The organism is Colwellia sp. 5_MG-2023 (assembly GCF_030547795.1).
In the GTDB taxonomy this organism is placed as follows: Bacteria; Pseudomonadota; Gammaproteobacteria; order Enterobacterales; family Alteromonadaceae; genus Colwellia.
The window spans coordinates 17,181-43,507 of the sequence record NZ_JAUOPW010000010.1; the positions used below are offsets into that span (position 1 = coordinate 17,181).

Annotated in this window: 20 protein-coding genes; 11 read left to right on the forward strand and 9 right to left on the reverse strand. The window is 36.8% G+C overall.

From position 1 onward, the window contains the following. Window positions 1-34 precede the first annotated feature (34 nt). The gene (hutC, locus tag Q4496_RS08960; protein WP_215974197.1) at window positions 35-763 is read right to left on the reverse strand and encodes a histidine utilization repressor; all 729 of its coding nucleotides are present in this window, start codon (window positions 761-763) and stop codon (window positions 35-37) included. 256 nt (window positions 764-1,019) lie between these two features. Here hutC and hutI point away from each other — a divergent pair, with 256 nt between their 5' ends. The 4 genes from hutI to Q4496_RS08980 all read left to right on the forward strand — a co-directional run bounded on the left by hutI (window position 1,020) and on the right by Q4496_RS08980 (window position 6,657). Next, entirely contained in the window at window positions 1,020-2,228 is a 1,209-nt protein-coding gene (hutI, locus tag Q4496_RS08965; protein WP_215974302.1) for an imidazolonepropionase, read from the forward strand. Window positions 2,229-2,319: 91 nt separating this feature from the next. Continuing rightward, window positions 2,320-3,015, forward strand: a complete 696-nt coding sequence (locus Q4496_RS08970) for a hypothetical protein (RefSeq protein ID WP_215974198.1) — start codon at window positions 2,320-2,322, stop codon at window positions 3,013-3,015. A 16-nt stretch (window positions 3,016-3,031) separates the two neighbouring features. Further along, window positions 3,032-5,386, forward strand: coding sequence for an EAL domain-containing protein (locus tag Q4496_RS08975; RefSeq protein ID WP_215974199.1), 2,355 nt, complete (start codon window positions 3,032-3,034; stop codon window positions 5,384-5,386). Continuing rightward, the gene (locus Q4496_RS08980; protein WP_303610303.1) at window positions 5,383-6,657 is read left to right on the forward strand and encodes a hypothetical protein; all 1,275 of its coding nucleotides are present in this window, start codon (window positions 5,383-5,385) and stop codon (window positions 6,655-6,657) included. The genes Q4496_RS08975 and Q4496_RS08980 overlap by 4 nt, the downstream gene beginning before the upstream one ends. Before the next feature lie 60 nt (window positions 6,658-6,717). Here the strand turns inward: Q4496_RS08980 and Q4496_RS08985 are convergent, their stop codons facing one another. Then, window positions 6,718-7,410 (reverse strand): glycerophosphodiester phosphodiesterase family protein, encoded by a 693-nt coding sequence (locus Q4496_RS08985; protein WP_303610304.1) that lies wholly within the window; start codon window positions 7,408-7,410, stop codon window positions 6,718-6,720. A gap of 121 nt (window positions 7,411-7,531) precedes the next feature. On the opposite strand from Q4496_RS08985, the gene rluF reads away from it, so the two are divergent. Further along, complete coding sequence (gene rluF / locus Q4496_RS08990; protein ID WP_215974201.1) at window positions 7,532-8,344, forward strand: 23S rRNA pseudouridine(2604) synthase RluF; 813 nt, start codon at window positions 7,532-7,534, stop codon at window positions 8,342-8,344. A 169-nt stretch (window positions 8,345-8,513) separates the two neighbouring features. Here the strand turns inward: rluF and Q4496_RS08995 are convergent, their stop codons facing one another. The 6 genes from Q4496_RS08995 to Q4496_RS09020 form a co-directional block, all read right to left on the reverse strand. Then, window positions 8,514-9,896 carry a lyase family protein gene (locus Q4496_RS08995; RefSeq protein ID WP_303610305.1) on the reverse strand — a complete coding sequence of 461 codons (1,383 nt, stop codon included), beginning with the start codon at window positions 9,894-9,896 and terminating at the stop codon, window positions 8,514-8,516. Between the two features lie 13 nt (window positions 9,897-9,909). Continuing rightward, entirely contained in the window at window positions 9,910-10,278 is a 369-nt protein-coding gene (locus Q4496_RS09000) for a hypothetical protein (protein ID WP_159817339.1), read from the reverse strand. Window positions 10,279-10,704: 426 nt separating this feature from the next. Further along, a complete protein-coding gene (locus Q4496_RS09005) occupies window positions 10,705-12,600 on the reverse strand; it encodes an AMP-binding protein (protein WP_303610306.1) in 1,896 nt (631 codons plus the stop codon). A gap of 87 nt (window positions 12,601-12,687) precedes the next feature. Further along, window positions 12,688-13,557, reverse strand: a complete 870-nt coding sequence (locus Q4496_RS09010) for a spermidine synthase (protein ID WP_303610307.1) — start codon at window positions 13,555-13,557, stop codon at window positions 12,688-12,690. Window positions 13,558-13,591: 34 nt separating this feature from the next. Beyond that, window positions 13,592-14,224: a fused MFS/spermidine synthase gene (locus tag Q4496_RS09015; RefSeq protein WP_215974206.1), complete on the reverse strand. Its 633-nt coding sequence runs from the start codon at window positions 14,222-14,224 to the stop codon at window positions 13,592-13,594. Between the two features lie 69 nt (window positions 14,225-14,293). Beyond that, window positions 14,294-14,833: a GNAT family N-acetyltransferase gene (locus tag Q4496_RS09020; RefSeq protein ID WP_303610308.1), complete on the reverse strand. Its 540-nt coding sequence runs from the start codon at window positions 14,831-14,833 to the stop codon at window positions 14,294-14,296. 223 nt (window positions 14,834-15,056) lie between these two features. Between Q4496_RS09020 and Q4496_RS09025 the strand changes: the two genes are divergently transcribed. Next, window positions 15,057-15,821, forward strand: a complete 765-nt coding sequence (locus Q4496_RS09025; protein ID WP_215974208.1) for a CPBP family intramembrane glutamic endopeptidase — start codon at window positions 15,057-15,059, stop codon at window positions 15,819-15,821. A gap of 178 nt (window positions 15,822-15,999) precedes the next feature. Here the strand turns inward: Q4496_RS09025 and uvrA are convergent, their stop codons facing one another. Next, a complete protein-coding gene (gene uvrA / locus Q4496_RS09030) occupies window positions 16,000-18,825 on the reverse strand; it encodes an excinuclease ABC subunit UvrA (protein ID WP_303610309.1) in 2,826 nt (941 codons plus the stop codon). Between the two features lie 503 nt (window positions 18,826-19,328). On the opposite strand from uvrA, the gene Q4496_RS09035 reads away from it, so the two are divergent. From Q4496_RS09035 to Q4496_RS09055, 5 genes are all read left to right on the forward strand, one after another. Continuing rightward, window positions 19,329-20,732 (forward strand): MFS transporter, encoded by a 1,404-nt coding sequence (locus tag Q4496_RS09035; protein ID WP_303610310.1) that lies wholly within the window; start codon window positions 19,329-19,331, stop codon window positions 20,730-20,732. Beyond that, window positions 20,732-21,187: a cyclic nucleotide-binding domain-containing protein gene (locus Q4496_RS09040; RefSeq protein ID WP_215974211.1), complete on the forward strand. Its 456-nt coding sequence runs from the start codon at window positions 20,732-20,734 to the stop codon at window positions 21,185-21,187. The genes Q4496_RS09035 and Q4496_RS09040 overlap by 1 nt, the downstream gene beginning before the upstream one ends. A 176-nt stretch (window positions 21,188-21,363) precedes the next feature. After that, a complete protein-coding gene (locus tag Q4496_RS09045; RefSeq protein WP_215974212.1) occupies window positions 21,364-22,470 on the forward strand; it encodes a sensor histidine kinase in 1,107 nt (368 codons plus the stop codon). 7 nt (window positions 22,471-22,477) lie between these two features. Next, complete coding sequence (locus tag Q4496_RS09050) at window positions 22,478-23,332, forward strand: LytTR family DNA-binding domain-containing protein (RefSeq protein WP_303610311.1); 855 nt, start codon at window positions 22,478-22,480, stop codon at window positions 23,330-23,332. A 294-nt stretch (window positions 23,333-23,626) separates the two neighbouring features. Further along, window positions 23,627-26,275 carry a glycoside hydrolase family 16 protein gene (locus Q4496_RS09055; RefSeq protein WP_303610312.1) on the forward strand — a complete coding sequence of 883 codons (2,649 nt, stop codon included), beginning with the start codon at window positions 23,627-23,629 and terminating at the stop codon, window positions 26,273-26,275. Window positions 26,276-26,327 lie beyond the last annotated feature (52 nt).

Sequence of the window (26,327 nt, forward strand, 5' to 3'; positions counted from 1 at the left end):
CTCTTTATTACTTTGAATCGCTTTATAATTAGGATTAAAACTTGAGGTGGCTACCTAGTCGGTATTTATTGCCCGGTGTTGTTAATATGGCTAAACTCACCACGCCTTTACTTGACCAAGTTCTGCGTTTTACTTGCAAGCAAGGGATGTGGTTATCTATGTCGAGCAACTGGCAAACATCATCCGTTGCTAAAATAGCTTCAACTTCGTGAGTTGCTTCCGTTAATGGTGCAACATCCGACAAATATTCGTGAGGTGTAATATGAGTAAAGTCTTGCAATAAATATTCAGGTACTAAACTAGCATTAACGTAACGTTGTTCTAATTGAATCGGTTGATTATTTTCGAAATGTAAAACTTGAGAAAAGAACACTTGTTCATTGTTTTTTAAATTTAATAAAATAGTGACTTCTTTAGTCACGGCTACAGGTTCAAGTTTAAGCTGTTGTGCATGATGTTTATGACCACGCTCGTTTATTTCGTCACTAATATTACGAATTTCTAACAGGGATGATTGTGATTTAAAAGTCGCCACAAAGGTGCCTGAGCCTTGGGCGCGAACAAGGATCCCTTGTTCAGTTAATTCTTGTAGCGCTCTACGAGCAGTCATACGACTTACATCAAATTGTTGTGTAAGTTCATTTTCTGAGGGAACTTTATAATGCTGAGGCCATTGTCCTGATTCTATTTTATGGCAGATATGTTTTTTTATAACACTATATTTAGCTGGTTTTTTATTGTTTTTTGATTTTGTCTCGCCCATGATATCGCCAATCGATTTTAAGTATGATTTACCTTATATATACGTTCTCATAATTCCTCTTTTAAAGCAATAGTTGTATATACAACTATTGCTAATTTACTTTTTCTCGGCTAGAGTTATTCGCAATTAATGCGTAAATTTTTGGTGATTATTAATGACTCTTTCTTCAACAGCAACGAATTCAGCAGTAACAAATAGCTTAGAAACTAATCCGAGTAAATGGCAAACACTGTGGCTTAATGTCAATTTAGCGACTATGGCCTGTGACCATGAAAGCAATGGCGCTCAAAGTAATGCTAAGAATAACTATGGTGAAATCCTTGATGGAGCGTTAGCAATTAGTCATGGCAAAATTGTATGGTTGGGCAAGGCAGACGATTTACCTCATTATAATAAAAATGATGTTAAAGTGATTGACGGGCAAGGGCAGTGGTTAACGCCGGGCTTAATTGACTGCCATACTCACCTTGTTTATGGAGGAAATCGTGCCAATGAATTTGAAATGCGTTTACAAGGAAAAAGTTATCAAGAAATAGCAGAGGCTGGTGGCGGTATTATTTCCACAGTTAAAGCCACTAGAGCCGCCACTGAAGCGGAATTGCTGGCGAGTGCACTACCAAGGTTAACTGCACTTCATCAACAAGGGGTCACAACTGTTGAGATTAAGTCAGGTTATGGTTTGGATCTTATTAATGAAGTGAAAATGTTAAAAGTAGCCGGACAATTAGAGAAAACTTTACCTATAACGGTTAAGCGTACTTTTTTAGGAGCCCATGCTTTACCAGCAGAGTATAAGGATAATGCCGATGGTTATATTGATTTAGTGTGTGATGAAATGCTCCCTATTATTGCAGAACAAAAACTAGCAGATTCGGTAGATGTTTTTTGTGAGAGTATTGGGTTCAACCTTACGCAAACAGAAAAAGTATTTAATGCTGCAAAAAAGCATGGATTATCAATAAAAGCTCATGCCGAGCAATTATCTAATTTAGGTGGCACTGAGCTAGCTGCTAAATATAATGGGTTATCAACTGATCATGTGGAGTTTTTATCTGAGCAAGGTATCAAGGCGATGAGTGCCGCGAATATGACGGCTGTTTTATTGCCAGGGGCTTTTTACTTTTTACGTGAAACACAATTACCGCCAGTTGAATTATTACGAAAACATGGTGTAGCGATGGCTGTAGCAACCGATGTTAATCCCGGTACGTCGCCTATTTGTTCTATTTTATTAATGTTAAATATGGCCTGTACTTTGTTTAGGTTAACGCCAAGTGAAGCACTTGCTGGTGTTACTTGTAATGCTGCTAAAGCATTAGGTTTAGCAACAACAAAAGGAAAGCTTGCGATTGGTTTTGATGCTGATCTAGCGCTATGGGATATAACTCAACCTGCAGAATTATGTTATCAATTTGGTGTTAATCCATTAAACGCTTTAGTGAAGAACGGGAAAAAAGTGATTTAGTGATATTAGTTTAAAAGAACTATTCGTAACCTGACCTTTTTGGTATACACTTAATATAATAGGTTCAATTAATTTATACTAAGGTACTTCCTTGAATAATAAGAGTATTAAGTTATTTCTGTTGTTGGGGCTAGCATTGCTATCTACCAAAGGCTACAGTGAAAATCGTTGTAACGATGCTAGTTCGAACAAAAATTGTGTGCAAATTTTGGTTGAAAGTAATACTGGGCAAGCATTAAAAGACCTTGTTGTATACCTTGAACCCCTTGATGGACAATTGTTAGAACCGAACCTAGAGCATTTAGTCATTAATCAAGAAGGCAGAGCCTTTTCTCCTTATATTAGCGTTTCTCAAGTCAATTCTGATGTTAATTTTGTCAATAAAGATGATATAACTCACCATATATATTCAGCAGGAAGTGAAAATAAGTTTTCATTTAAAATTAAATCAGGAGAAACCAATGCTTCGGTTGAATTTAATCAGCCTGCTGAAGTTGCTATGGGCTGTAATATTCATGATTGGATGAGTGGATATTTGTTAGTCGTTAATACTCCTTATTTTGCCAAAACAAATACGCAAGGGTATGCTTATTTTGATATTACTGAATTAGGAAAATATAAAATTGTTGTTTGGCATCCGCAAATGAAAAGTACCGATAATCGTATGATTCAAGAAGCAAGTGTTTTACCGCATTCACAGTTTTCGTTTAAATTAAAGAATGAAATGGCTGGAATACCTTTACAAGAAAGTGATGATGATTTTGATTTTTTGTCAGACTATGAATAATGAAGGACATTAGCCAGTGAGAAGCCTACAAAATAAAATATTTTTATTTTTCGTATTGTTATTACTTATGGTTCAAGCAATAGCTTTTTGGACTTTATACAGTGGTAATAAAAATCAAGAAGCCGCTGAAATTAATAATCGCCTAACCACGGCAAAAACTATTTTTACTGAATTATTTGAGCGCCGTTCTGAATATCTTGTGGCGTTTGCAGAAACAGCTGCGAAAGATTATGGGCTAAAAGAAGTTTTTAATGATGATACACGTAGTTTATTAGTTGCGTTAAACAACCATAGAAAACGTATTGATGCTGATTTAGCGATGACGATTTCAGCTGATGGCGTTGTTACAGGGCAACTACAACGACATTTTCTTGATGATGAACGTAATAAAATACAGCAGGGTGTAGAAAGTGGTACAGCATTTCGTTTTACACAGTGGTTTGATTCAGGGCAATCTTCACATTTATACACAATAGATGAAGACCTTTATCAAGTCAGTTTGTCTCCGGTTACCGTTGGCACAAAGACTTTAGGTTGGGTTGCTTTTGGTTTTCAAATAGATCAACGATTAGCTATCGAATTTATGAATATAACTAACTTAAGTACAGACTTTATTGTTAAAGATAACGGTCAGTGGCGCTTAATTGCTTCTTCTACTAATGATGAGGAATCTTCTGAAGAGTTAGCATTAGCTGAAAGAATGATTCAAGGAATTATCCCGGAAAAATATATTGCAACTCATTCATTAATTACTGAGTTTGATGAGCAAGAAGTTGGTGTGGTGATGTATGGCCTGCGTGCTAATTTTGTCGCTTTACTACAAGAGCAGTGGTGGCGATTTTTAATACTGGCAGCCTTAACTTTGTTCGTATCATTAACCAGTGCGTATTTTATTGCAGCATCAATTAGTCGGCCTATTAAGCGCTTAGTTGCTCAAGCTAAAGTTATTGCTAGTGGTGATTATCAACAAACAGTAACATTAAACGATAATAACGAAATAGGACAGTTGGCTGACGAATTTAATCATATGCAGACAGCGGTATTACAACGTGAAGAAGCAATTAAGCACCACGGTAATCATGATTCCTTAACTGGCCTACCTAATCGAAATGTACTTAAAAAAATATTAAAAAAATATACAGAACAACAACAAGCTTTTGTTTTATTACATTTAAACTTAAGTCGTTTAAAAGATGTGAATGATACTTTAGGGCATGATGTTGGTGACGAAGTGATTAAAGAATTCGCTTGTCGTTTACAATTGTTATGTGAAACAAATCAATTTAAAAATTTGGTGCATTTAGGAGCTGATGAGTTTATCTTGCTTGTTACCGACTTAGACTTAGATACTATTGTCGCTAAAATACAAGCAGCGTTAGAGTCAACATTTGATTACCAAGGTATCAGTCTACAATTGCAAGCTCGTATGGGGATTGCTGCATCACCCGAACATTCTAATGATGCAAAAACATTAGTACAAATGGCCGACACTGCATTACATCACACGCGTGATACCGGTAAGTTGGTACAGGTCTATCAATCTGATCTAGATGTGAATACCGTTGAGCGTTTAAATTTAATTAACGATTTAAAGCAAGCAATTCCTGCAGGTGAGCTTGAATTGCACTTTCAACCTAAAATGAACTTGAAATCTAGAGTAATCACGCATGTGGAGGCGCTTGTTCGTTGGCAACACCCTCATTTAGGTATGGTGCCTCCTGATGATTTCATCCATATTGCCGAACAAACAGGACAAATTAAAGCATTAACTCGTTGGGTTTTTACGACGGCTTTAGCTCAATTTAATACATGGAAAACATTAGATCTTGAATTGAATGTGGCGATAAATATTTCAGCAGAAAATTTAAAAGAAGCTGATTTTCATCAATTTATATGTCAGTCATTAATGAACGCCAATGTACCTCCAGAGAAAGTCACACTTGAAGTGACAGAAAGCTCGGTTGTTGATAACCCTGAATCAGCAATCAAGTTATTAAGTGCATTTAAAGAACATGGTTTTAAAATTTCAATTGATGATTACGGCACAGGTTATTCATCTTTGGCACAATTAAAGCAGTTACCGGTACATGAATTAAAAATAGACAAATCTTTTGTACAACGACTTGAGCATGACTTAGATGATCAAATTATCGTCCGTTCAACAATTGAGTTAGCTCATAATATGGGGCTCTATGTCGTTGCAGAAGGTATTGAGGATGAGTTTTCTCTGAATTGGTTAGCTGAACATGGTTGTGAGTTGGCACAAGGATATTATATTAGTAAGCCAAAGCCTGCGAATGAATTAACAACTTGGCTGTTAGAACAGAAAAAGCCTAAAGCGCCAATAACTAATAATGAGACTAATACGTGATTAAGCTGACTACTCTTTTTTATCGTTATATCAGCTTACTTTTATTGTGTTTTGTGCAATTAAGTGAAGCGGCTGAGTATAAATTTCATGGCATCGTCGATCTTAGGGTTAGCAGTAGCGATTCTTTAGATAATGGTTATGTTGCTGGCGGGCAAGGAAAGTTTGGCGTAAGTGATGGACAACAACTTTATGTCGCTCAAGCGGGAATGGACATTAGTGCGCAATGGGATAATGGCTTGAGTGTTCATGGTGTTTTAAATAGTTTCTTAGATCAGGAAGATAGCGCAGTTGGAATTACCGAAGCCTATGTTAAATATCGTAGTTTGCCTAATGCAGCTGGCTATCGTGTACAAGTTAAAGGGGGAATTTTTTACCCTGAAATATCATTAGAAAATAATGCGTTTGCATGGGCAAGTAAAGATACCCTTAATTCGTCTTCTTTAAATACTTGGATTGGTGAAGAAATACGTGTACTAGGCTCTGAATTTAAAATTACACGCTTAGGGCGAATAAATCATGATGCCTATGATTTGTCTTTCTCTGCAACCGCTTTTGTTAATAATGACCCTTCAGGTGCTTTACTTGCTTGGCATGGTTGGACTACTAGTAGTCGGCAAACATTATGGGGAGAAGCTAGGGCTTTTCCTTGGTTACCAGCACTAGCCGAAGGAGAAGAGCTTTCAGCACAAGCGGATAAGTCTAAGCCATTTTTAGAGATTGATGATGATATTGGCTATCACCTTAGAGGTGAATGGTCTTTACATAAAAAAATTGCGCTGTCAGCCGGTTACTATAATAATAAAGCGACACCTTATGATGTTGTTAACGGACAATATGGTTGGCGCACGCGTTTTTATCATTTAGGTATGAGTTGGCATGTTTCAAAAAATCTTATGCTTGTTTCACAATATTTGTCTGGCGACACTTTAATGCAAAGTAGTCCTGGAGTGGATGTTGTCAATAATGATTACAGTAATGGCTTTGTCTCACTAACATATAAATGGCAAGATATTGTAGGAAACAGAAAACATAAGAGTACTGTACGATTAGAAGATTTTTCTGTGACAGATAATGATGATACTGTGGGAGATAATAATAACGAAAACGGCCAAGCATTTACTTTAAATCATACTTATCGTTTTAGCAGTCATTGGTTTATAGCGGCAGAGTTTAATTATATAGATAGCCAAAGACCTGCCCGTACATATTTAGATAATTCAACCAACTTGATTGAAAAGCAAATTCAATTATCTGCACGTTACTTTTTCTAGTTAATCTGAACGTGGTTTAAGGTGTTTTTAATTATTAGTGATGATAACTTATGTCATCATTTAAAAAGGTGATACACCTTTTGTTCTGGTGGGAAAGTTAGAAAAAATACCATCAACACCTAGTGCTTGCATCTCGTCAATATCATCGAGTTCATCAACCGTATAAACAAATACTTTTAAACCACGCTTGTGTGCGTCATTTACTAACGCTTGATTAATAAAGTTAACACTAGCATGAATTGAATAGGCATTAAGTTGTGTTGCAAATTTTGCGTATTCTAGAGGAATACAACTCGTGAGAGCGCCAATAGCAAATTCTGGTCGTTGTTGATTAATGTGATAAAGTAAATGATGATTAAACGAAGACAGTAAAATATTATCGACAGTTAATGCTGAATTCTCTAGTGCATTATCAAGATAGGAAAACAGTAATTCTATGTTGCTAATACCTTTAAGCTCTATATTAATAATGCATTTTCCGGCAACTAATAATAACACTTCATCCAGCGTCGGAATTTTTTCGCCTAATCCAGCATCTAAACCTTGTAAATATTGAATAGTATGTTGATATATTTTTCCTGTTCCTGAGGTCGTGCGATTTAGCCATCGATCATGAATAACATAGAGTGTGTTATCTACTTCATGTATATCGATTTCAATGCCGGCAACATCCATATCAAGTGCTGCCTGAATTGCGCGTAATGTATTTTCAGGCTCTGTACCACTAGCACCACGATGAGCAAAAATTAACATGATAGGTCTCGCTTTAGGTGATCGTTATACTATTGGGTTTTAGTATCGGGATTTAGTATAATACCGAATTCCGATACTAAATTAATTTAATATATTTTAAAAGACAATGGCCAACAATTTAATGACTGATAACTTAACATCTACTAGTTCAACGACTGGAAAACGTTTAAATAAATATATTAGTGAGTCTGGTTTTTGCTCTCGCCGTGGTGCAGATAAATTAATTGAAACTAATCGCGTAACTATTAATGGCAAGTTACCAGAATTGGGGACTAAAGTTCAGGCAGGTGATGAAGTCAAAGTTGATGGTAAGTTAATTTCTGCTAGTGCTAAAAATAAGTCAGATCGTATTTATATTGCTTACAATAAGCCTATCGGCATTACTTGTACTTCAGAGGCGCACGTACGTGGCAATATTATCGATGCCATAGGTCACAAAGAGCGTATTTTTCCTATCGGTCGCTTAGATAAGCCATCAGAAGGGTTAATTTTTTTAACAAGTGATGGCGATATTGTTAATAAAATACTCCGTGCGGAAAATGCACATGATAAAGAATATATTGTCACCGTAGACAAACCGATCAGTGAGCGTTTTGTTGAGCGAATGTCTCGAGGTGTGCCAATTTTAGGTACTATAACTAAGCCTTGTATTGTGCGCGTAAAAAGTCGTTTTGTGTTTACTATTATTTTAACACAAGGATTAAATCGTCAAATTCGTCGTATGTGTGAATATTTAGGCTATGAAGTTAAGAAGCTAAAACGTTCACGTATTATGAATGTTGAGTTAGGTAATTTAAAATCGGGCCAATGGCGTGATTTAACGGCAGCTGAAATGGATGAGATTAATCAAGCGGTCAGTGGTTCAAGCAAAACAGCGACAGAAAATGTTGCGAAAGTGAAAGCGAAAAAGACATACAGCGATTTAATAAAATAAGCGTAGTGAGCTATAAATTTTACTATCAAAATAAGTTATTAGTTGAAATTTTATAACTGTTTAGCAGTAATTAACCAAGGTAAATCGCTTCCATAAAGAAAGACCCAACAGGTAAATGTTAGGTCTTTTTATCATTATTTATGAGTCGCTTAGATCATTCCTGTATAAATTAACCTTGAATACCACCTTTCGTTAAATTAGCAGGGTCTAACAGGCGAGTTAGTTCGTCACGACTTAGCTCTGTATTTTCAGCCGCAACATCAATAATTGGTCGTCCTTCTTTATAGGCCAGCTTGGCAATTTCAGCCGCTTTCAAATAACCTATAATTGGATTTAATGCTGTAACCAGAATGGGGTTGCGAGCAAGCGCTTCTGAAAGTTTTGTCTCATTCACCCTAAAGGTAGTTATCGCCTTATCTGCCATCAAATGGCTAATATTACTGAGTAGCTCTATACTTTCTAAGAGGTTTTTGGCAACAAGGGGTAGCATAACATTCAGTTCAAAGTTACCTGACTGCCCAGCTATTGTGACCGTGGTGTCATTACCTATCACTTGTGCAGCTACCATAGTTGCAGCTTCTGGAATAACAGGATTAACTTTACCAGGCATGATTGATGACCCTGGTTGTAATGCTTCTAGCTCTATTTCTCCTAAACCAGCTAAGGGGCCTGAGTTCATCCAACGTAAATCATTAGCAATTTTCATCATAGTTACTGCGATAGCTTTTAATTGGCCAGACAGTGTTACCGCAATATCTTGTGAGCCGATATGAGTAAAGAAATTTTTTGCAGGTTTGAACTTAATCCCCGTTTTCTTTGATAAAGCGTTATTAAAAGTGGTCGCAAATTCGGGGTGCGCGTTAATGCCTGTTCCTACTGCTGTACCACCTTGTGCTAATGTTTGTAAGCTAGGTTGAATTCTTTGAATATGTTCAATATTTTGCTGTATTTGATCTGCCCATGCATGAAGGGTTTGTGCCATGCTTACTGGCATTGCATCCATTAAATGCGTACGACCAGTTTTAATAAAGTGGCTGACTTCATCGGCCTTATTATTAATTGCATCACGTAAATAGCACAATGCTGGTAATAGTTTATTTTCTACTTCCAGCGCTGCACTAATATGGATGGTTGTTGGAATAATATCGTTACTACTTTGTCCATAATTAATATGATCATTTGCACCTACATTGTCACCAAAGTTCTTCGTGGCCAGTGTAGCTAACACTTCATTTGCATTCATATTTGAGCTAGTACCAGAGCCTGTTTGGAATACATCAACAGGGAAGTGTTGCATAAAATTTTCAGCTAATAGTGTATCAACGGCTTGGCAAATTGCATCGCTCATTGGTAGAGGTATCTGTTCTAATTCACCATTTGCCTTTGCTGCCGAATATTTTGCAAGTAATAGTGCCTTCACAAACGCTTTCGGCATTTGCTGACCGCTGATAGGGAAGTTATTAATCGCACGTTGTGTTTGGGCGGCGTATAGTGCATTTTCAGGAACTTGTAGCTCTCCCATACTATCTTTTTCAATACGAAACTTTTCCATGGTGACTCCATCGTTAATAAGAAGATAGGCTTCTTTCTACATAATGTGTAGAAATAGCCAGTTCATTAAATAGGTGTTGTAGATGTTGTTCTGATTTATCATCATTCGCTATCTTTTTCAGTGAGCTAAGAGGAAGATAAATATTGTCTAGGCATGTGCAGCGCCAATGACGTGGTACTAAATCATCTACTATAGTTTCTAACAATAAATAGAATTGTGCAGTATATCGCTCGCGTAATAGCTTAGTTGATAAGTTGTCACTTTGGCCAATACTTAACCATAGTTTTAGTAACATAATATTATCAGGCTCTGTGCCAGTACGAATTTTTTGTTCTAGCAGCTGAGTAGCTGAAGGGCTATGAGAAGGCGGTGAAATTTGCATAGTAGACTAAAATATTTATTGCAGTTATTAATTACAAGGCTAAATGTTAATGCAAATGATTTCTATTTACAATGGTTGTGTTACTTATTAATGTAAGGATAAATTTCAAGGTTTACAATGCTACTTTGCAATGGAAGGTTTGATATCAGCCACTCTGCTCAAAAAGGTATGCTTATCTAATTTATTTTTATCGATCGACTATTACCTAAGTACGAACTGCTGTTTTTAAGTAATAAATTATTAGTGTTGAAATGACGTACAGTATGAAAGCTAGCATTAAGCTTTCATTATTGAGAGTGGGTGTTATTTTGTTTATTGAATGACTTACCCAGCTGGCTCGATATTAAGCTTTTTTTTTGATCACAAGCTTTGTCTGCTAGATGGGTAAGTCATTAATTTTATATAAGAGTAAGTTATCTATATTAACTAATTCCCAATACCTACTAGTCTTAATGATAACTCGTCTAATACTTGCGGATCATCAATAGTCGATGGGATTTCAAGTGTTTGACCATCAATCATCTGTCTTAATGTTTTACGTAATATTTTTCCTGAACGTGTTTTAGGAAGACGCTCAACAATGATCAATCCTTTTAAAGACGCTATAGCGCCTATTTCTGCTCGGACTTTATCTTTCAATGCAGCGCATAGGCTGTCATCACTTTCCTCAATTCCATTTTTAATAACGACAAGACCAAAAGGTACTTGCCCTTTTAATGTATCATTAATGCCGATAACGGCACATTCAGCAACGGCATTATGACCAGACAAAACCTCTTCCATTTCACCTGTTGATAGTCTATGGCCTGCAACATTAATAACATCGTCTGTTCGGCCCATAATAAATAAATAGCCTGAATCATCTATATAACCACCATCACCCGTAACATAATAGCCAGGGTGTGTTGATAAGTAGCTTGATTTAAAACGCTCTTCATCTTGATATATAGCAGCTAAACAACCCGGTGGCATTGGCAGTTTTATTGCGACAGTACCTTGTTGGTTAGCATGAAGTGCTTTGCCGTAAACATCTAAAATTTCCACATTAAACCCTGGCACAGGGAAGCCGGCAGAGCCTGCTTTTGTTGGCATTAATTCTGTGCAGTTTTCATCGGTAAATGGTGTGCTAGCGATTGCCCAACCTGTTTCTGTTTGCCACCAATGATCAATAACAGGCAGTTGAGATTTATCGCTTAACCAATGGTAAGTTGCAGGGTCGAGGCGTTCTCCAGCAAGGTAGAGGCGCTGTAAATGTGATAAATCATAGTCATTCATTAATGCGCCATCAGGATCTTCTTTAGCAATAGCACGAAAAGCGGTTGGTGCACTAAAAAGAGCGTTAACCTTATACTCTTCACATACGCGCCAAAAAGCTCCTGCATCAGGTGTTTTAATTGGTTTTCCTTCATAAAGAATAGTGCTACAACCAGCCATTAATGGGGCATAGACAATATATGAATGACCAACAACCCAACCAACATCTGAAGCAGCCCAGAAGGTATCTCCGGTGTTCATGCCGTAAATATTTTTCATACTGTAAAGCATAGCAACGGCATGCCCGCCATTATCTCTAACAACACCCTTAGGCTTACCAGTGGTGCCAGACGTATAAAGGATATAGAGAGGATCAGTGCTTTTAAGTTTTACAGGTGCAATGGCGTTTGCAGTTTCCATAAGTGTCTGCCAATTATAGTCGCGTTCAGCAATCATTGGTGCACTCAACTGTTCTCTTTGGTAAATAATACAACTACTTGGCTTATGTTGTGCTAGTTCAATCGCGTTATCAAGCAAGGGTTTGTAAGGTATTACTTTCTCAATTTCAATACCACAGCTAGCACTTACAACGACTTTGGGCTCTGCATCGTCAATTCGTACTGCTAACTCTTTTGCGGCAAAGCCACCAAATACCACAGAGTGAATAGCACCAATTCTGGCGCAAGCGAGCATTGCAATAGCCGCTTGAGGAATCATTGGCATATAAATAAGAACACGGTCGCCTTTTTTTACCTGCAGACTTTGCAGTACACTGGCAAATTTTGCAACTAGCTCTGTTAGCTCTGAGTAAGTGAATTTTTGTTTAGTCTTTGTTACAGGAGAGTCATAAATAAGGGCCACTTGATCGCCACGACCTTGCTCTACGTGGTAATCAAGGGCAAGGTAACTAGTGTTAAGCTCTCCATCGGCAAACCAATCAGTCCAGTCATTATCATTTGTCGACAATATTGTTTTGGGGTTTGTAAACCAAGAAACAAGCCTTGATTGCTTTTCCCAGTAAGCTTTTGTTGATTTAACTGCCTCTTCTTGTTGGTCTGCAAAGTTCATGATCTGTCCTACGTAAGTTTTTATTTATACCGACACTATAGAAGTGTCGACAAAATAAACCAATTAGACTTTCGGCTAGTTTTATAGCTACTTTACATTTAATAAGTTGGCAGGAGAGAATTGATCGGTGAGTACTCGTGTATCATTTGGCCAGTCTTGATTGTTTTTAGTGTTGATCATTTTTCGATAAAGTAACGGAATATCAACACCATAGTAGGATAAGGTTTTATCAAGTTTGTCGACATTCTGTTTATTTAGGCTATTGTTAATACGATTGTTAGAAAAGCCATTTTTACTTACCACAATAATGCGATTTGAATTAGCGTTATTGGTGACTTGATAAAAATCACCGAACACAGCTTTATAAGTTGCAGATTCATGAGCGTAAAGTTTACTTAATGAAAAAGTATTGGCGCTTAATATGCCGTTATCGCTTAATAATGCTTTAGCCTCCTGTAAAAATTCCTTTGTCATTAAATGTTCAGGAATATAGTCACCGTTAAAAGCATCAAGAATTATCCAGTCATAACTTTCTTTTTTGAGTAGGGCACGTTTAATAAAAATACGGCCGTCTTGGGCATAAGTTTTTATTTTGTTATTCTCTAAAAAGCCAAAATAATCACGTGCTACTTTGATTACAGCGGGATCAATTTCTATATTATTAATTTCACTTTGCGGGTAAAGTTGTGCCAAGGTGTTTGACATAGTACCTCCACCTAAGCCAACAATTAAAATGCGCTTTGGCTGAGTATTAAACAATAAGCTCGCCATTAATAATTTAGTATAATTAAAGACTAGGTGATCAGGTTGGCTTTTTAAAAAACAACTTTGTTGAGTTTGCGTGCTTCTGGTATTAAATTTTAAACAGCGTAAATCGTTATTATCTTCGACCAAAATATTACGATAAAGCGAGCGCTCTTGGTGTATGACTTCTGCTTTAACTAAGGTGCTAGTCATTAATAATCCTAATAATAGCAATGAAGTAATAGATTTAAGCATAATTGTTCTCAATTTTAGTTGATGGCTGTAATTTATGGACAAGAATAGCCAATAAACCTAAGCTCGCAAGAATACCGCTAAAGCTATAAATAATGGTGTTAATATCAAACCATAAAATTAGGTAGAAAGAGGTAACAATAGTACCTAATGCGCTACCTAAGGTTGATACAAAATAAAGCTTGCCCGCCACCTGACCACTTTCATCAGAGTTGGTGACTAACAGACGCACAGAGTAAGGGGATAGCATACCAAGGATAACCGTGGGGATAAAAAAGAGTACCATAGATGCTAATAAAGAGCCGTAACGAGAATCTTCTACATTGAGAAAAACAGTTTCCATTAACCATTGACCAAACAAAGCAATAGGTAACACCATGATGGCCGCAATAAAGAAGATTTGGCCATATATTGAAAGTGAAGGAGAGCGTGTTGAAAGCTTACCTCCAAGTAAATAACCTAAGGATAAGCTCAGCATAAAGACGGTAATAATACTGCCCCAAATATGCACCGAACTACCAAAAAATGGTGCTAAAATTCTGCCACCTAACAACTCTATACCCATGATTGAGAAGCCGCTGGTAAAGGCGAGTAAATAAATTAAAATATTGGGATAATTTTTTTCCATATATTGATTATTAGTTGAAGTTTTCAGTAGCTTAGCCCTTATCGTTATTATGATAAATACCAGAGTAAGCTATTTTATCGCCATTTGGTAGTGTACAGCGATAAAGTTGCCCAAAGGGGTGTGATGATCGTATTTTTTTTTAAAGCGCATACCCATTTTTTTCATCACTGCTATAGAGGCGATATTATCTTCCAAAGCTAAAGCTGAAAAAGACTGTATATTAGCCTGTGTAGCTAAGGAATTTTTAATGGCTGTAGCTGCTTCAGTCGCATAGCCTTTCCCCCATGTTTTTTTGAAAAAACGCCAACCCAATTCAATATCAGCTAAGTCAGGTTTATCGCTAAAGAAATCCATTGGCCTGGCTAATATCCAGCCAAAATATTCTCGACTATTTTTGTCAGAAACGTGCCAAAGACCAAAGCCTTTTTCTGAATCTCTATAAGCATTCATACGTGGTATAAAAACCTCGTTAATGGTTGTCATGCTAGTAGGTTGTCCACCATTAAGAAAATGCATAACTTCTGGATCTTGATCTAGTTGCCATAACAATTGTGCATCTTGTGATTCCATAAGGCGGAAGCTTAAGCGTGCAGAGTTTTTAATTATCATGATGAAGCACCTGTATTTGTTAGTTGTGTATTGTAAGGTATGCCTATTTATTGAATCAATGGGTTAAGAGTGTTCTTAATAGTTATTGGGAAGATGGATGAGATTATTTTATTTTGCTATCTTTATTCTGTCGAATATTTAAATGTGAGTAAAATTTTAATCTTTTCTAAAATAAATAGTTCGATATCAAATGGAATGAATAAATTAAAAAGGAATCGTTAACATGCCTCTAGATATGGACACTCTTACTGAAAAAACTGATGTAGAAACTGTTAAGCCTAATTCAAGTCTAATTAAAGTACTGTTGTGGTTAGCTGTATTACTTTTTGTCCCTCAAATATTGATGTTTTTGGGCTTAGGAATTTTTTACGGGGTTCAAGATGCTGGTTTTAGTGACGAAGCTATTGATGCCAAGATGACTTCTGTATTGACTTTGTTAGTGATGACGCTAATTGCACCGATTATGACTATACCATTATTGAACGCAGCAACTCAGGCGAGTAATTGGCGAGAACGCTTTGATTTTTGGGCACTAAAGCCTGTAATAGCTAAAAATTTGTTTATGTGGTTAGGTGTAGGTTTTATGTTCTGGGGAGTGTCTTCATTAGTAGGTGATTGGCTTAATGTACCCATTGAACAGTTTATGCTGGATGTAAAAGCTGCCAGTGACAGTGTGATAGCCGTTATATTAGTGATAGTTACTGTGTGTTTCGTTGTTCCTGTTATGGAAGAGTTGATTTTTCGCGGTTGGCTTTACAGTAAAATAGCGCAAACCAAGTTAGGTAACACGGGGGCATTGATTGCAACCTCGATTATTTTCACTATTATTCATACTCAGTATGACAATATGATTACTTTTTTCATCATACTTCTGCTTGGATTAGTATTAGCTTTTACTCGTTATAAAACCGGCAATGTTAGTTACAGCATTGCAATTCATATACTCTTTAATAGCCTAGGGATTGTCGTGATGTTTTTCTTTATGTAAATTTTGATTTAGCAAGAAAGGTTTAAGCTTATTTTTTGTTATTTAGCTTGAACTTGATTTAAGATATTTTCATTAATTTCATTGGTTTAAGTTATTTAGCATAGTGTAGCAATAGTCAAAGGAGGGCGGAAACTATCGTCCTTCTTTGACTATTGGGTATTTTTAAAAGTATTAATTGTTAACTTAATAAGGGTTTTAAAAAGCGAGCAGTATGTGAACCTTCATGTTGTGCTACTTGTTCTGGCGTACCAGTTACTAATATTTCACCACCACCTGAACCACCTTCAGGACCTAAATCGACAATCCAATCAGCGGTTTTAATCACATCAAGATTATGTTCTATCACGACAATAGTATTACCATCATCGCGTAAGCGATGAATTACCTGCATTAATTGCTTAATATCATGAAAGTGTAGACCGGTTGTTGGTTCATCCAATATATATAATGTTTGTCCTGTGCCCCGTTTCGATAGCTCTTTAGATAATTTAACGCGTTGTGCCTCACCACCTGAAAGTGTCGTTGCTGATTGCCCGAGTTTTATATAACCTAAACCAACATCAAGTAAGGTGTTAAGTTTACGTTTTATCGCTGGAATAGCATTGAAAAACTCAAAAGCATCTTCAATTGTCATATCTAAGACTTCATGAATATTTTTACCTTTATATAAGACTTCTAGTGTTTCTCTGTTATAACGCATGCTTTTACATACATCACAAGGTACATAAACATCAGGTAAAAAGTGCATTTCTACTTTAATTAGCCCATCACCTTGGCAAGCTTCACAACGGCCGCCTTTAACATTAAAGCTAAAACGACCTGATTTGTATCCTCGAGAACGAGACTCTTGTGTCGCAGCAAAAATATCGCGTATAGCAGTAAATATACCAGTATAAGTGGCAGGGTTTGAGCGAGGTGTTCTACCAATTGGGCTTTGATCAATCTCAATAACTTTATCAAGATGCTCTAATCCCTTAATAGATTTATATGGGGCAGGTTCATCGAGCGTTGCACCGTTAAGTTCAATATGAGCGAGTTTGTATAAAGTATCGTTAATGAGAGTCGACTTCCCTGATCCCGAAACGCCAGTAATACAAGTTAACAGTCCGTTAGGGATCACTAAATCAACATTTTTTAAATTGTTGCCGCTAGCACCTTTTAGTGTAATGACATTTTTCTTATCAAATGGATGGCGCTTTTTAGGGATTTCAATACACTCAACACCAGATAGGTACTTGCCGGTAAGTGAGCCCTTACATTTTAAGATGTCATCTACCGTACCTTGAGCGATAATCTCTCCACCATGAACACCAGCACCAGGGCCGATATCGATGACAAAGTCGGCAGCACGAATGGCATCTTCGTCGTGTTCGACAACGATGACTGTATTACCTAAATCGCGTAAGTGAATAAGTGTGCTTAATAAGCGTTCGTTGTCTCGTTGATGTAAACCAATTGAAGGTTCGTCGAGCACATACATTACGCCAACCAAGCCAGCACCAATTTGGCTTGCTAAACGAATACGTTGTGCTTCTCCACCTGAAAGAGTATTTGCCCCGCGAGATAAATTTAAATAATTTAGTCCAACATTCACCAAAAAGCCCAAACGTTCATTAATTTCTTTTAAAATCTTTTCTGCAACTTGCTCTTTTTGTCCTGTTAATTTTAAATTTTGAAAAAACTCAAGAGCATCAGCAATAGCATATTCAGCAACAACCGTTAGTGGGGTATCAGCAATAAAAACATTACGAGCTTCTAAACGTAAACGGCTTCCGTTACAGTCAGGACAATGTTGACTATTTAAATACTTTGATAACTCATCACGTACCGCATTCGACTCTGTTTCTTTATAGCGGCGTTGCATATTGTTAATAATCCCTTCAAATGGATGTTTACGTAGCACTACATCGCCACGGTCATTCATATATTTGAATTCAATTTCTTGTTTACCACTACCGTACAGTATTGCTTTACGGGAATCTTCGGTTAACGTTTTAAAAGGTTTGTCGATTGAAAAATCATAGTGTTCAGCTAAGGCCTGTAACATTTGGAAATAATAAAAGTTACGTTTATCCCAACCACGTATAGCGCCACCGGCAAGGCTTAAGTCTTCGTTTGCTATTATGCGGCTGCTATCAAAAAATTGTTCTATACCTAGGCCATCACATGTTTGGCAAGCACCGGCAGGGTTATTAAAGGAGAATAATCTCGGCTCCAGCTCTTGCATGCTATAACCACAATGTGGACAGGCAAAGTTAGCTGAAAATAATAACTCTTCTTTATCTGGCTCATCCATAAAGGCTATTTTTGCCGTACCGGATGTTAACGCAAGTGTTGTTTCAAACGATTCTGATAAGCGTAACTGAATATCTGGACGTACTTTTAAACGATCAACCACCACTTCAATGGTATGTTTTTTCTGGAGCTCTAATGTTGGCGGATCTGATAAGTCACAGACTTCTCCATCAATTCGAGCACGGATAAATCCTTGTGCAGCTAGGTTATCGAGTAATTTAACATGCTCACCTTTACGATCTTGCAATACCGGCGCCAGCAACATCACTTTAGTACCTTCTTCAAGTGCTAAAACACTATCTACCATTTGGGAAACGGTTTGGGCTGCTAAAGGTTGTTTGTGCGTAGGACAGCGCGGTTCACCCACACGTGCATATAATAAACGTAAATAATCATAAATTTCAGTGATGGTACCCACTGTAGAACGGGGATTATGTGACGTTGATTTTTGCTCAATAGAAATAGCTGGCGATAAACCTTCGATGTGATCGACATCGGGTTTTTCCATTAACGATAAAAACTGGCGTGCATAGGCTGACAAAGATTCAACATAACGACGTTGACCTTCAGCGTATAAAGTATCGAAAGCCAGTGATGATTTTCCTGAGCCGGAAAGCCCAGTAATAACCACTAATTTATCACGAGGGATAGTTAAGTTAATGTTTTTTAGGTTGTGGGTACGTGCGCCTCTTACTTCAATACTTTTCATTTTTTATCTATTAATTTATAGTCAAAATTACAGCGAAACATTATGGCATAAAGAGGGACATAAAGAAAAATGATGTTCAGTTATTAAACGCTTTTATTTTGTGATTCTTCTAGATCTTGTTTAGGAAGATATGTCTGAGTATAGACAGTTGATTGACAAATAAGCTGTCATTGCGTAGATCACTTAATACGGTCGCATTTTAGGAGCAGTGCAACGTGTGAGATTTTAAATCAAGTTCAGCGTGATAAATAAGTTGTCATTGCGTAGTTTACTTAATACGGAATCTTATTGAGGGATCAGTGTCATGGTTTAAATTATGAATCCAGTTCAGATGGTGGCTTTAAGTTCAGCATAATGATGTATAGAGCGATATTGACTAATATAAACTTTATTTTTACTCTTAATAGGCGTAGTCTCAGCGAGTGTTTTTTTGCTGATAATAGCGTGCTAAACTACTTCAGTTTTTTATTTCTTCCTTTATTTCCTATTAGGTAAACATTTTCATGAGCGTTTCAGGTTTAAACCGTATTGAGAAAAGAGCTGCATTCTCACTTGCCAGTGTTTTTGGTGTGCGTATGTTGGGGCTATTTATGATTTTGCCGGTGTTTGCTATTTATGGTGAACAGTTAGCAGGTTATAGTCCATTATGGTTAGGTCTTGCTATTGGCGCTTATGGTTTAACGCAAGCATTATTTCAAATACCAATGGGTATGCTATCAGATAAATATGGCCGAAAACCTGTGATATTAGCGGGCCTGGTGGTGTTTCTTATTGGCAGTGTTATTGCTGCTTTATCTACTACTATTTATGGCGTTGTTATTGGCCGAGCAATTCAAGGTATGGGCGCTATTGCAAGTGCCATTCTTGCCTTAGCAGCGGATTTAAGCAGAGAAGAACAGCGGCCTAAAGTAATGGCGACAATTGGTATGTTTATCGGGTTGTCTTTCACTTTTGCAATGATTTTGGGGCCTATAGTGGCAGAGGCTTTTGGTTTAAGTGGCTTGTTTTGGTTTACCGGTTTTTTAACTATTTTAGCTATGTTGATGATCCAATTTATGGTGCCTTATTCTGTGAGTAAAGCCCCTCGTGGTGATAATGTTGCTTTACCTGAACAAATATCTAAGTTAATTAAAAACCCACAGTTGTCACGTTTGAACTGCGGGGTATTTATTTTACATATGTCGTTAACAGCCTGTTTTGTCACTTTACCTAAGCAGTTTGTTGCCAGTGGCTTAGCCCTAGAAAATCATTGGCAATTATACTTACCAACCTTGCTAGGCTCTTTCTTTTTGATGGTACCCTTTATGATTATCGCCATGAAAAAAGAACAGGAGAAGCCTATGTTTAGTGGCGCTGTTGCTTTGTTAAGTGTTGCGCTATTTTTACTATGGTTATTACCTACAGGGCTTTGGAGTTTAGTTTTTTCAGTGGTACTTTTCTTCACTGCTTTTAATTATTTAGAAGCAACGATGCCTTCTATTTTATCTCGACTTGCCCCAGCGGGTGTGAAAGGTAGTGCTATGGGGATTTATTCTAGCAGTCAATTCTTAGGGGCTTTTGCTGGTGGTATTATTGGTGGTTTAGTGGCGAGTCGTTATGGCGAACAAAGTATATTTTTAGTTATGGCGCTACTTAGCTTGATTTGGTTAGCCGTTAGCTTTGGTATGCAGAAGCTTAAAAAATCTAAAAATTTTAGTTTTATCACTAATATTAAAACTGCCGAAAAAGTAGAAGAAATTTCTGAAATTTTGATTAGTATGCCGGGTATTATTGAAGCAACACTTGTTCAAAATGAAGCTAAAATGGGCGATAAAGAAAGTAATAATGCGGTGGCTTATTTAAAGGTTGATGAAAAGCTCGTTGATTTACTTGCGGTTAAAGCCCTGTTACATCAAGATGTGAGCTAATGTTACCCTTAAAAAACATATCACGTTTAAAGTTATTAGAAATTGTTGCGCGTATTAATTTTTTTAAACGATTAACGCTTCAAGAGCGCGAGTTGTTATTAAACTCGTCAGCTTGCTACAAATGTTATAAAGATAAGTTTGTGCAAACTGAAGATGATCATAATAGTAATTTTTATATTGTATTATCGGGTAAAATAGCTATTACAAAAAACAATACCGATAATATAGTGGGTTATATTTCTGTCGGAGAATTTATTGGTGAAAGTAGCTTTATCAATAAAAGTCGTAAAAGCGCATCAGCAAAAGCGGTGGATGACTCAATTATACTTTGTATAGATCAAGATGCTTTACGTGATTTACCTCTAAAAATTAAAGATAAATGTAAAGATGCTATTATCGAAGGAATGGCGAGTAGAATTGCTTATTTAACAGAAAACATTCAACAGCTTCCTTAAATTATCGATAGCAATTCAATTGAATATCGCTTGTTAGTAATGAGTTACCTCAAAAAACACACGCCTTATCGAAAAAATTCTGTTTTGTTGGGTATTTATTATATTGTGGTTAGGCCAATTATGACCTAGTGTAGGGCAGTATTGAAACGCTAATTTGAACTAATATACTAAATCCCATGGATGAATCAGAAATAGATCCCTCTCTTGAAACAGAATCTCAAGCTTTTTCCAAGCAAAGTCATCAATTTTGGACATTACAAATTGTTGGCTGGCTTGGCTATGCTCTTTTTGTTTTTTTAGCAATCGTTCGCCCTCAGATTTCTGAGCCAAATTTCAATTTTTCAGGACAGATCCTTAATTTATTAGTAGAAACAATGAGTGGTTTCTTTCTGTCTTACTTGCAGTGGTGTTTTATTCGCCGTATTACTCACTTCCCGTTGAATAAAATGTTGTTGTTCAGTTTTTCTGCGGCGGCAGTACTTGGATTAATTTACAATATTATTAAACTTAGTACATTCAAAGCTATTGTGCATCAACAACAATGGAATGAGTCTTGGAGTACACTCGAATTTGGTGGTTGGTTATTATTTTCATTAGCTACTATGTTTGTATGGACAGCAATATTTTTTATTATGTTGTATAACAACAAGTTACAAAAAGAACATGAAATGTTACTTAGAGCACAAACATCGGCAAAAGAAGCACAATTAGAAATGTTGCGTTACCAACTGAATCCTCATTTTATGTTTAATACCATGAATGCTATTTCTACGCTTATTTATAAAAACGAAAATGATAAAGCCAATGAAATGCTTGACAAATTATGTGATTTTTTTAGATATTCATTAGATAAAAACGACAAAAGTAAAACTACCCTCCAAAAAGAGTTGGAGTTGTTAGATTTATATCTATCTATCGAAAAAGTCAGGTTTGGTGATCGTTTACATGTCGAGCTTGCCATTGATAATAATGCTCTGGGTTGTCGAGTACCTAGTATGTTGTTGCAACCTTTGGTGGAAAATGCGATTAAATATGCAATAGAGTTGCGCAAAGAAGGCGGGTCTATCATTATTCAAGCGCAAATTATTGATGACAGATTAATGTTACACGTTATTGATGACGGGCAAGGTTTAAATAAAAAATTGAATGAAGGTTTTGGTATTGGTATGACGAATACAAAAGCACGATTAGATGCTATGTTTAATGGTGACTTCGATGTGAATCTTGCTAACAGCGAAAATGGCGGAGCAACCGTGTTAATTTCTATTCCTTTTAAGAAGTAATTGAGAGATGAGTGAAAAACCTTTAACGGCAATTATTGTTGATGATGAACCTCTTGCGATAGAAGGGCTTCGTCTTCGATTAGAAAAAATCTCTCAACTAAAAGTCATTGCCGAAGCAAGTGATGGTGATCAAGCTATTCATTTGTGCAATACCTTAACACCTGATGTATTGTTTTTAGATTTACGTTTGCCTGGTCTTAATGGTATTGAGGTTGTACAAGCATTACAATCTGATACTTTACCCATGATTGTTTTTGTCAGCGCTTATGGTGAATACGCTATTGATGCTTTTGAACTTAACGCAATTGATTATGTATTAAAACCTGCTAATTTAGGGCGTTTACAAAAGACAGTTGAGCGTATTATGCAACGCGTTAGCATTAGTCAGTCGGAAAATAATACTGAGAAAGATTCGACTAAAGAAAAATTCAAATTACTTAAAGCACTAGGTGAGACATCAGGCCTTTCAGTGTCTGAACTAGAAGATTGGTTGGAGTCGGATAATCCATTACCTTCTCTCTACATACAAGAATTAGTGATTAAAAATAACGATCATGAAAAAGTGTTTTTACCTGTTAAAGACATACAATGGATAGATGCTGCTGGTGATTACATGTGTATTCATGAAAATAATGAAACACATATTGTACGCATTACTATGAAAAAGCTTGAAAGCCAGTTAGATCCTAAGATATTCACTCGTATTCACAAATCTACTTTAGTTAATGTTAGCTATATTAAGAGTATTAAGCCTATGCGTAATAGCGAAGGCATTCTTGATTTAGGTAACGACGTTCAATTAAAAGTAAGTCGTAATTACAGCTCAGCTATACAACAAATTGTTGAGTCTAAACAATATTAAAGGCAATTAAACCTTTCAGCTTATTTTTGTCTCGTGTTATCTCTTTGCTTTCAGTAAATCGATTATTGCCGCATGGTTTAACCATGATGTCGCATTTCAATTGTTAGTTGATTTTTTTTGAATCAATATGTTTCTAAGATACTACTCATATTAAAATTATATCAGAGTAGCTATCTAAATCGTTTACTTCAGTATTTTCGTGATAAAAAGTCTTATAAAACAATCAACAAAAATAATACAACCACACGAAATATCAAAGTTAAAACGAACCATAATGAAACATTGGGGACATTTATGAACAAGACATATAAAGCTACGCAGTTACTTGCTTTAGCTTCAACATTGACGTTATTAGGATGTGGAAGCGGAGTAGAAACTGAAACAAAAAATAATGCTGTAGACCCTTCTCAACCAGTAAGTGATTGGAAATTAGTTTGGGAAGATGAATTTGACAATACAACCATAGACACTAAAAAATGGACTCATGAAGTTAATTGTGATGGTGGTGGAAATAACGAAAAACAATGTTATACAGATAGTGCAGATAATTCCTTTGTTAGCGATGGGAAATTAAGCATTGTTGCACTTCCTGCTGCTGATGATGCAGATCTTCCTTATACTTCTGCAAGACTTATCACACGTTATAAAGCAGATTTTAAATATGGCCGTTTTGAAATAAGCGCTAAGTTACCTAGCGGACAAGGCAGCTGGCCTGCTTTTTGGATGCTACCAACTGATGAAGTTTATGGCGGCTGGCCTAAATCTGGCGAAATAGATATTTTAGAAGCCGTAAATCTTAATACTGTAGATGCTGATGGCAATGTAGAAGCTAACATTCACGGTACATTGCATTATGGTAAAGCATGGCCTGACAATTCTAGTTCAGGAACTTCTTACACACTTCCCGATAACATAAATCCTGCTGATGATTTTCATACTTATGCTGTTGAATGGCAAGAAGGTGAGATCCGTTGGTATGTGGATGATTATTTATATGCTACACAACGTAAATCTGAAGTTAGAACTAACAGTAGAGATGAGGCTGTTGGCTTATCACACAGAGGTTGGTTCACTGAAAATTTTGACAGTGTTACTGGTGAACTAACCACTTTCTGGGAGAACGCCCCATTCGATCAAGATTTCTTTCTTATTTTAAACTTCGCTGTAGGTGGCGATTGGCCTGAAAATGTAAATAACTTAGGCATAGATACTGAAGCTTTTGCAAATGGTCAGTCATTTGAAATTGATTATGTGCGCGTGTACGAGTGTCAACAAAATCCAGATACAGGTAAAGGCTGTGAAACTGTTCGCGGTGGTTATGACAATTTAGAGGATGCTCTAGTTGAAGGGAAAGCGCCAATTCCTTCGCCACCATCTACAGGTATTGCAGAAAACTTAATTATTTTTTCAGGCGCAGTTAATCCTAACTGGCCTGCATGGGATTGTTGTGGTGGCACTACACCTTCTTTAAACACTGATGCAGATAAAGGCGAAGTGATGGAGTTTTCTGTTGGTGCAACAGCAACAGTAAATGGCTTTATTTCACGTGCTGAGTTTATTGATAATGAAGTTGGCACTGCAAGTCCATTTGATGCATCGCCACTTGCTGAAACAGGTACGTTAAGTTTTGACATGAAAGTTGTTTCAGCGCCGAATGATATAGGCGCTCCTTGGTATGTGAAAATGGAAAGCTCTGAAGGTTCAACGGCTGCAGACTTTCTTTTAACTGAAAGTGCTGAAGCTATTGAACCTGTAACTGGGGAATGGCAAACCTATACTTTTTCATTAAAATCATTCGCAGATAAAGGTTTAGATCTTAGTGCTCTTGATGTTGTTATGGTGTTTCCTGCATGGGGAGCCGGTGAAGGTGCTGTATATCAAATTACTAACTTAAGTATTGCTGCTGACTCAACTTCACCTGAGGTTGTGATTTTTCAAGAAAGCGAAAACCCAAGCTGGCCGATGTGGGATTGTTGTGGAGGTTCAACGCCAACGGTTGAGTTAGACGATGATGCTCATACTAATGTTTCAGAGTTTTCTATTGGTTCAGAACCAACAGTAATGGGCTTTATTTCAAGAGACCCTAATACAACTCAACCTTCGCCATTTGATGCAACAGGTATCCTTACTAATGGTGTTATTCAGTTCGAAATGAAAGTGGTGACTATGCCAAGCGATTCGAGTACTGACTGGATTTTTAAAGTAGAAGCCGATAATGCTGCATCTGCTGTTGAAGTTTCTGTAGCGACAAGTGTTGAAGCTGCTGCTCCTGTTGAAGGGCAATGGCAAACTTATACCTTTAATTTATCTGACTTAGCAACTGCTGGTTTAGATGTAAGTGCTATTGATGTTCTGATGATTTTCCCAGCATGGGGGGCGGGTGAAGGTGCCGTTTATCGCATTGATAACGTAAAAATCTATGATCCTACAGCAGAAACTAACTCTGGTGGTTTTGTATTATTTGATGAACAAGCTAAAGACATGTGGAGTGTTTGGGATTGTTGTGGTGGTTCAACTCCAACACTTGAAAATGATGGTACCGAACATGGCATGACTGCTCAGTTTGTTATTGGTGCTACACCTACTGTGATGGGGTTGTTAGCTGATGATGATGTTTATTTAGATGCATCTCATCTATTAGCAAGTGGTGTTGTTAAATTTGATATGAAAGTGATTACTGCACCAACTGATCCAGAGTCTACTTGGATTTTCAAAATAGAGTCAGGTGATACAGAGACTGCTGTTGAATTACCTATCACGGCGAGTCAAGAAGGTGTTGCACCTGTAACGGGTGAATGGCAAACCTATACTTTTTCTCTACAAAGTTTATTTGATGCTGGCTTAGATATTAGTCAAATAGACGTTGTTATGTTTTTTCCTGCATGGGCTACAGGCGAGGGTGCTGAGTACCGAATCGATAACGTACTTATCAGTAATCCTTAGCCTAAAAGCTGTGATTAAAAATCGAGCTTTTCAATTGCTCAATTATAAAAAA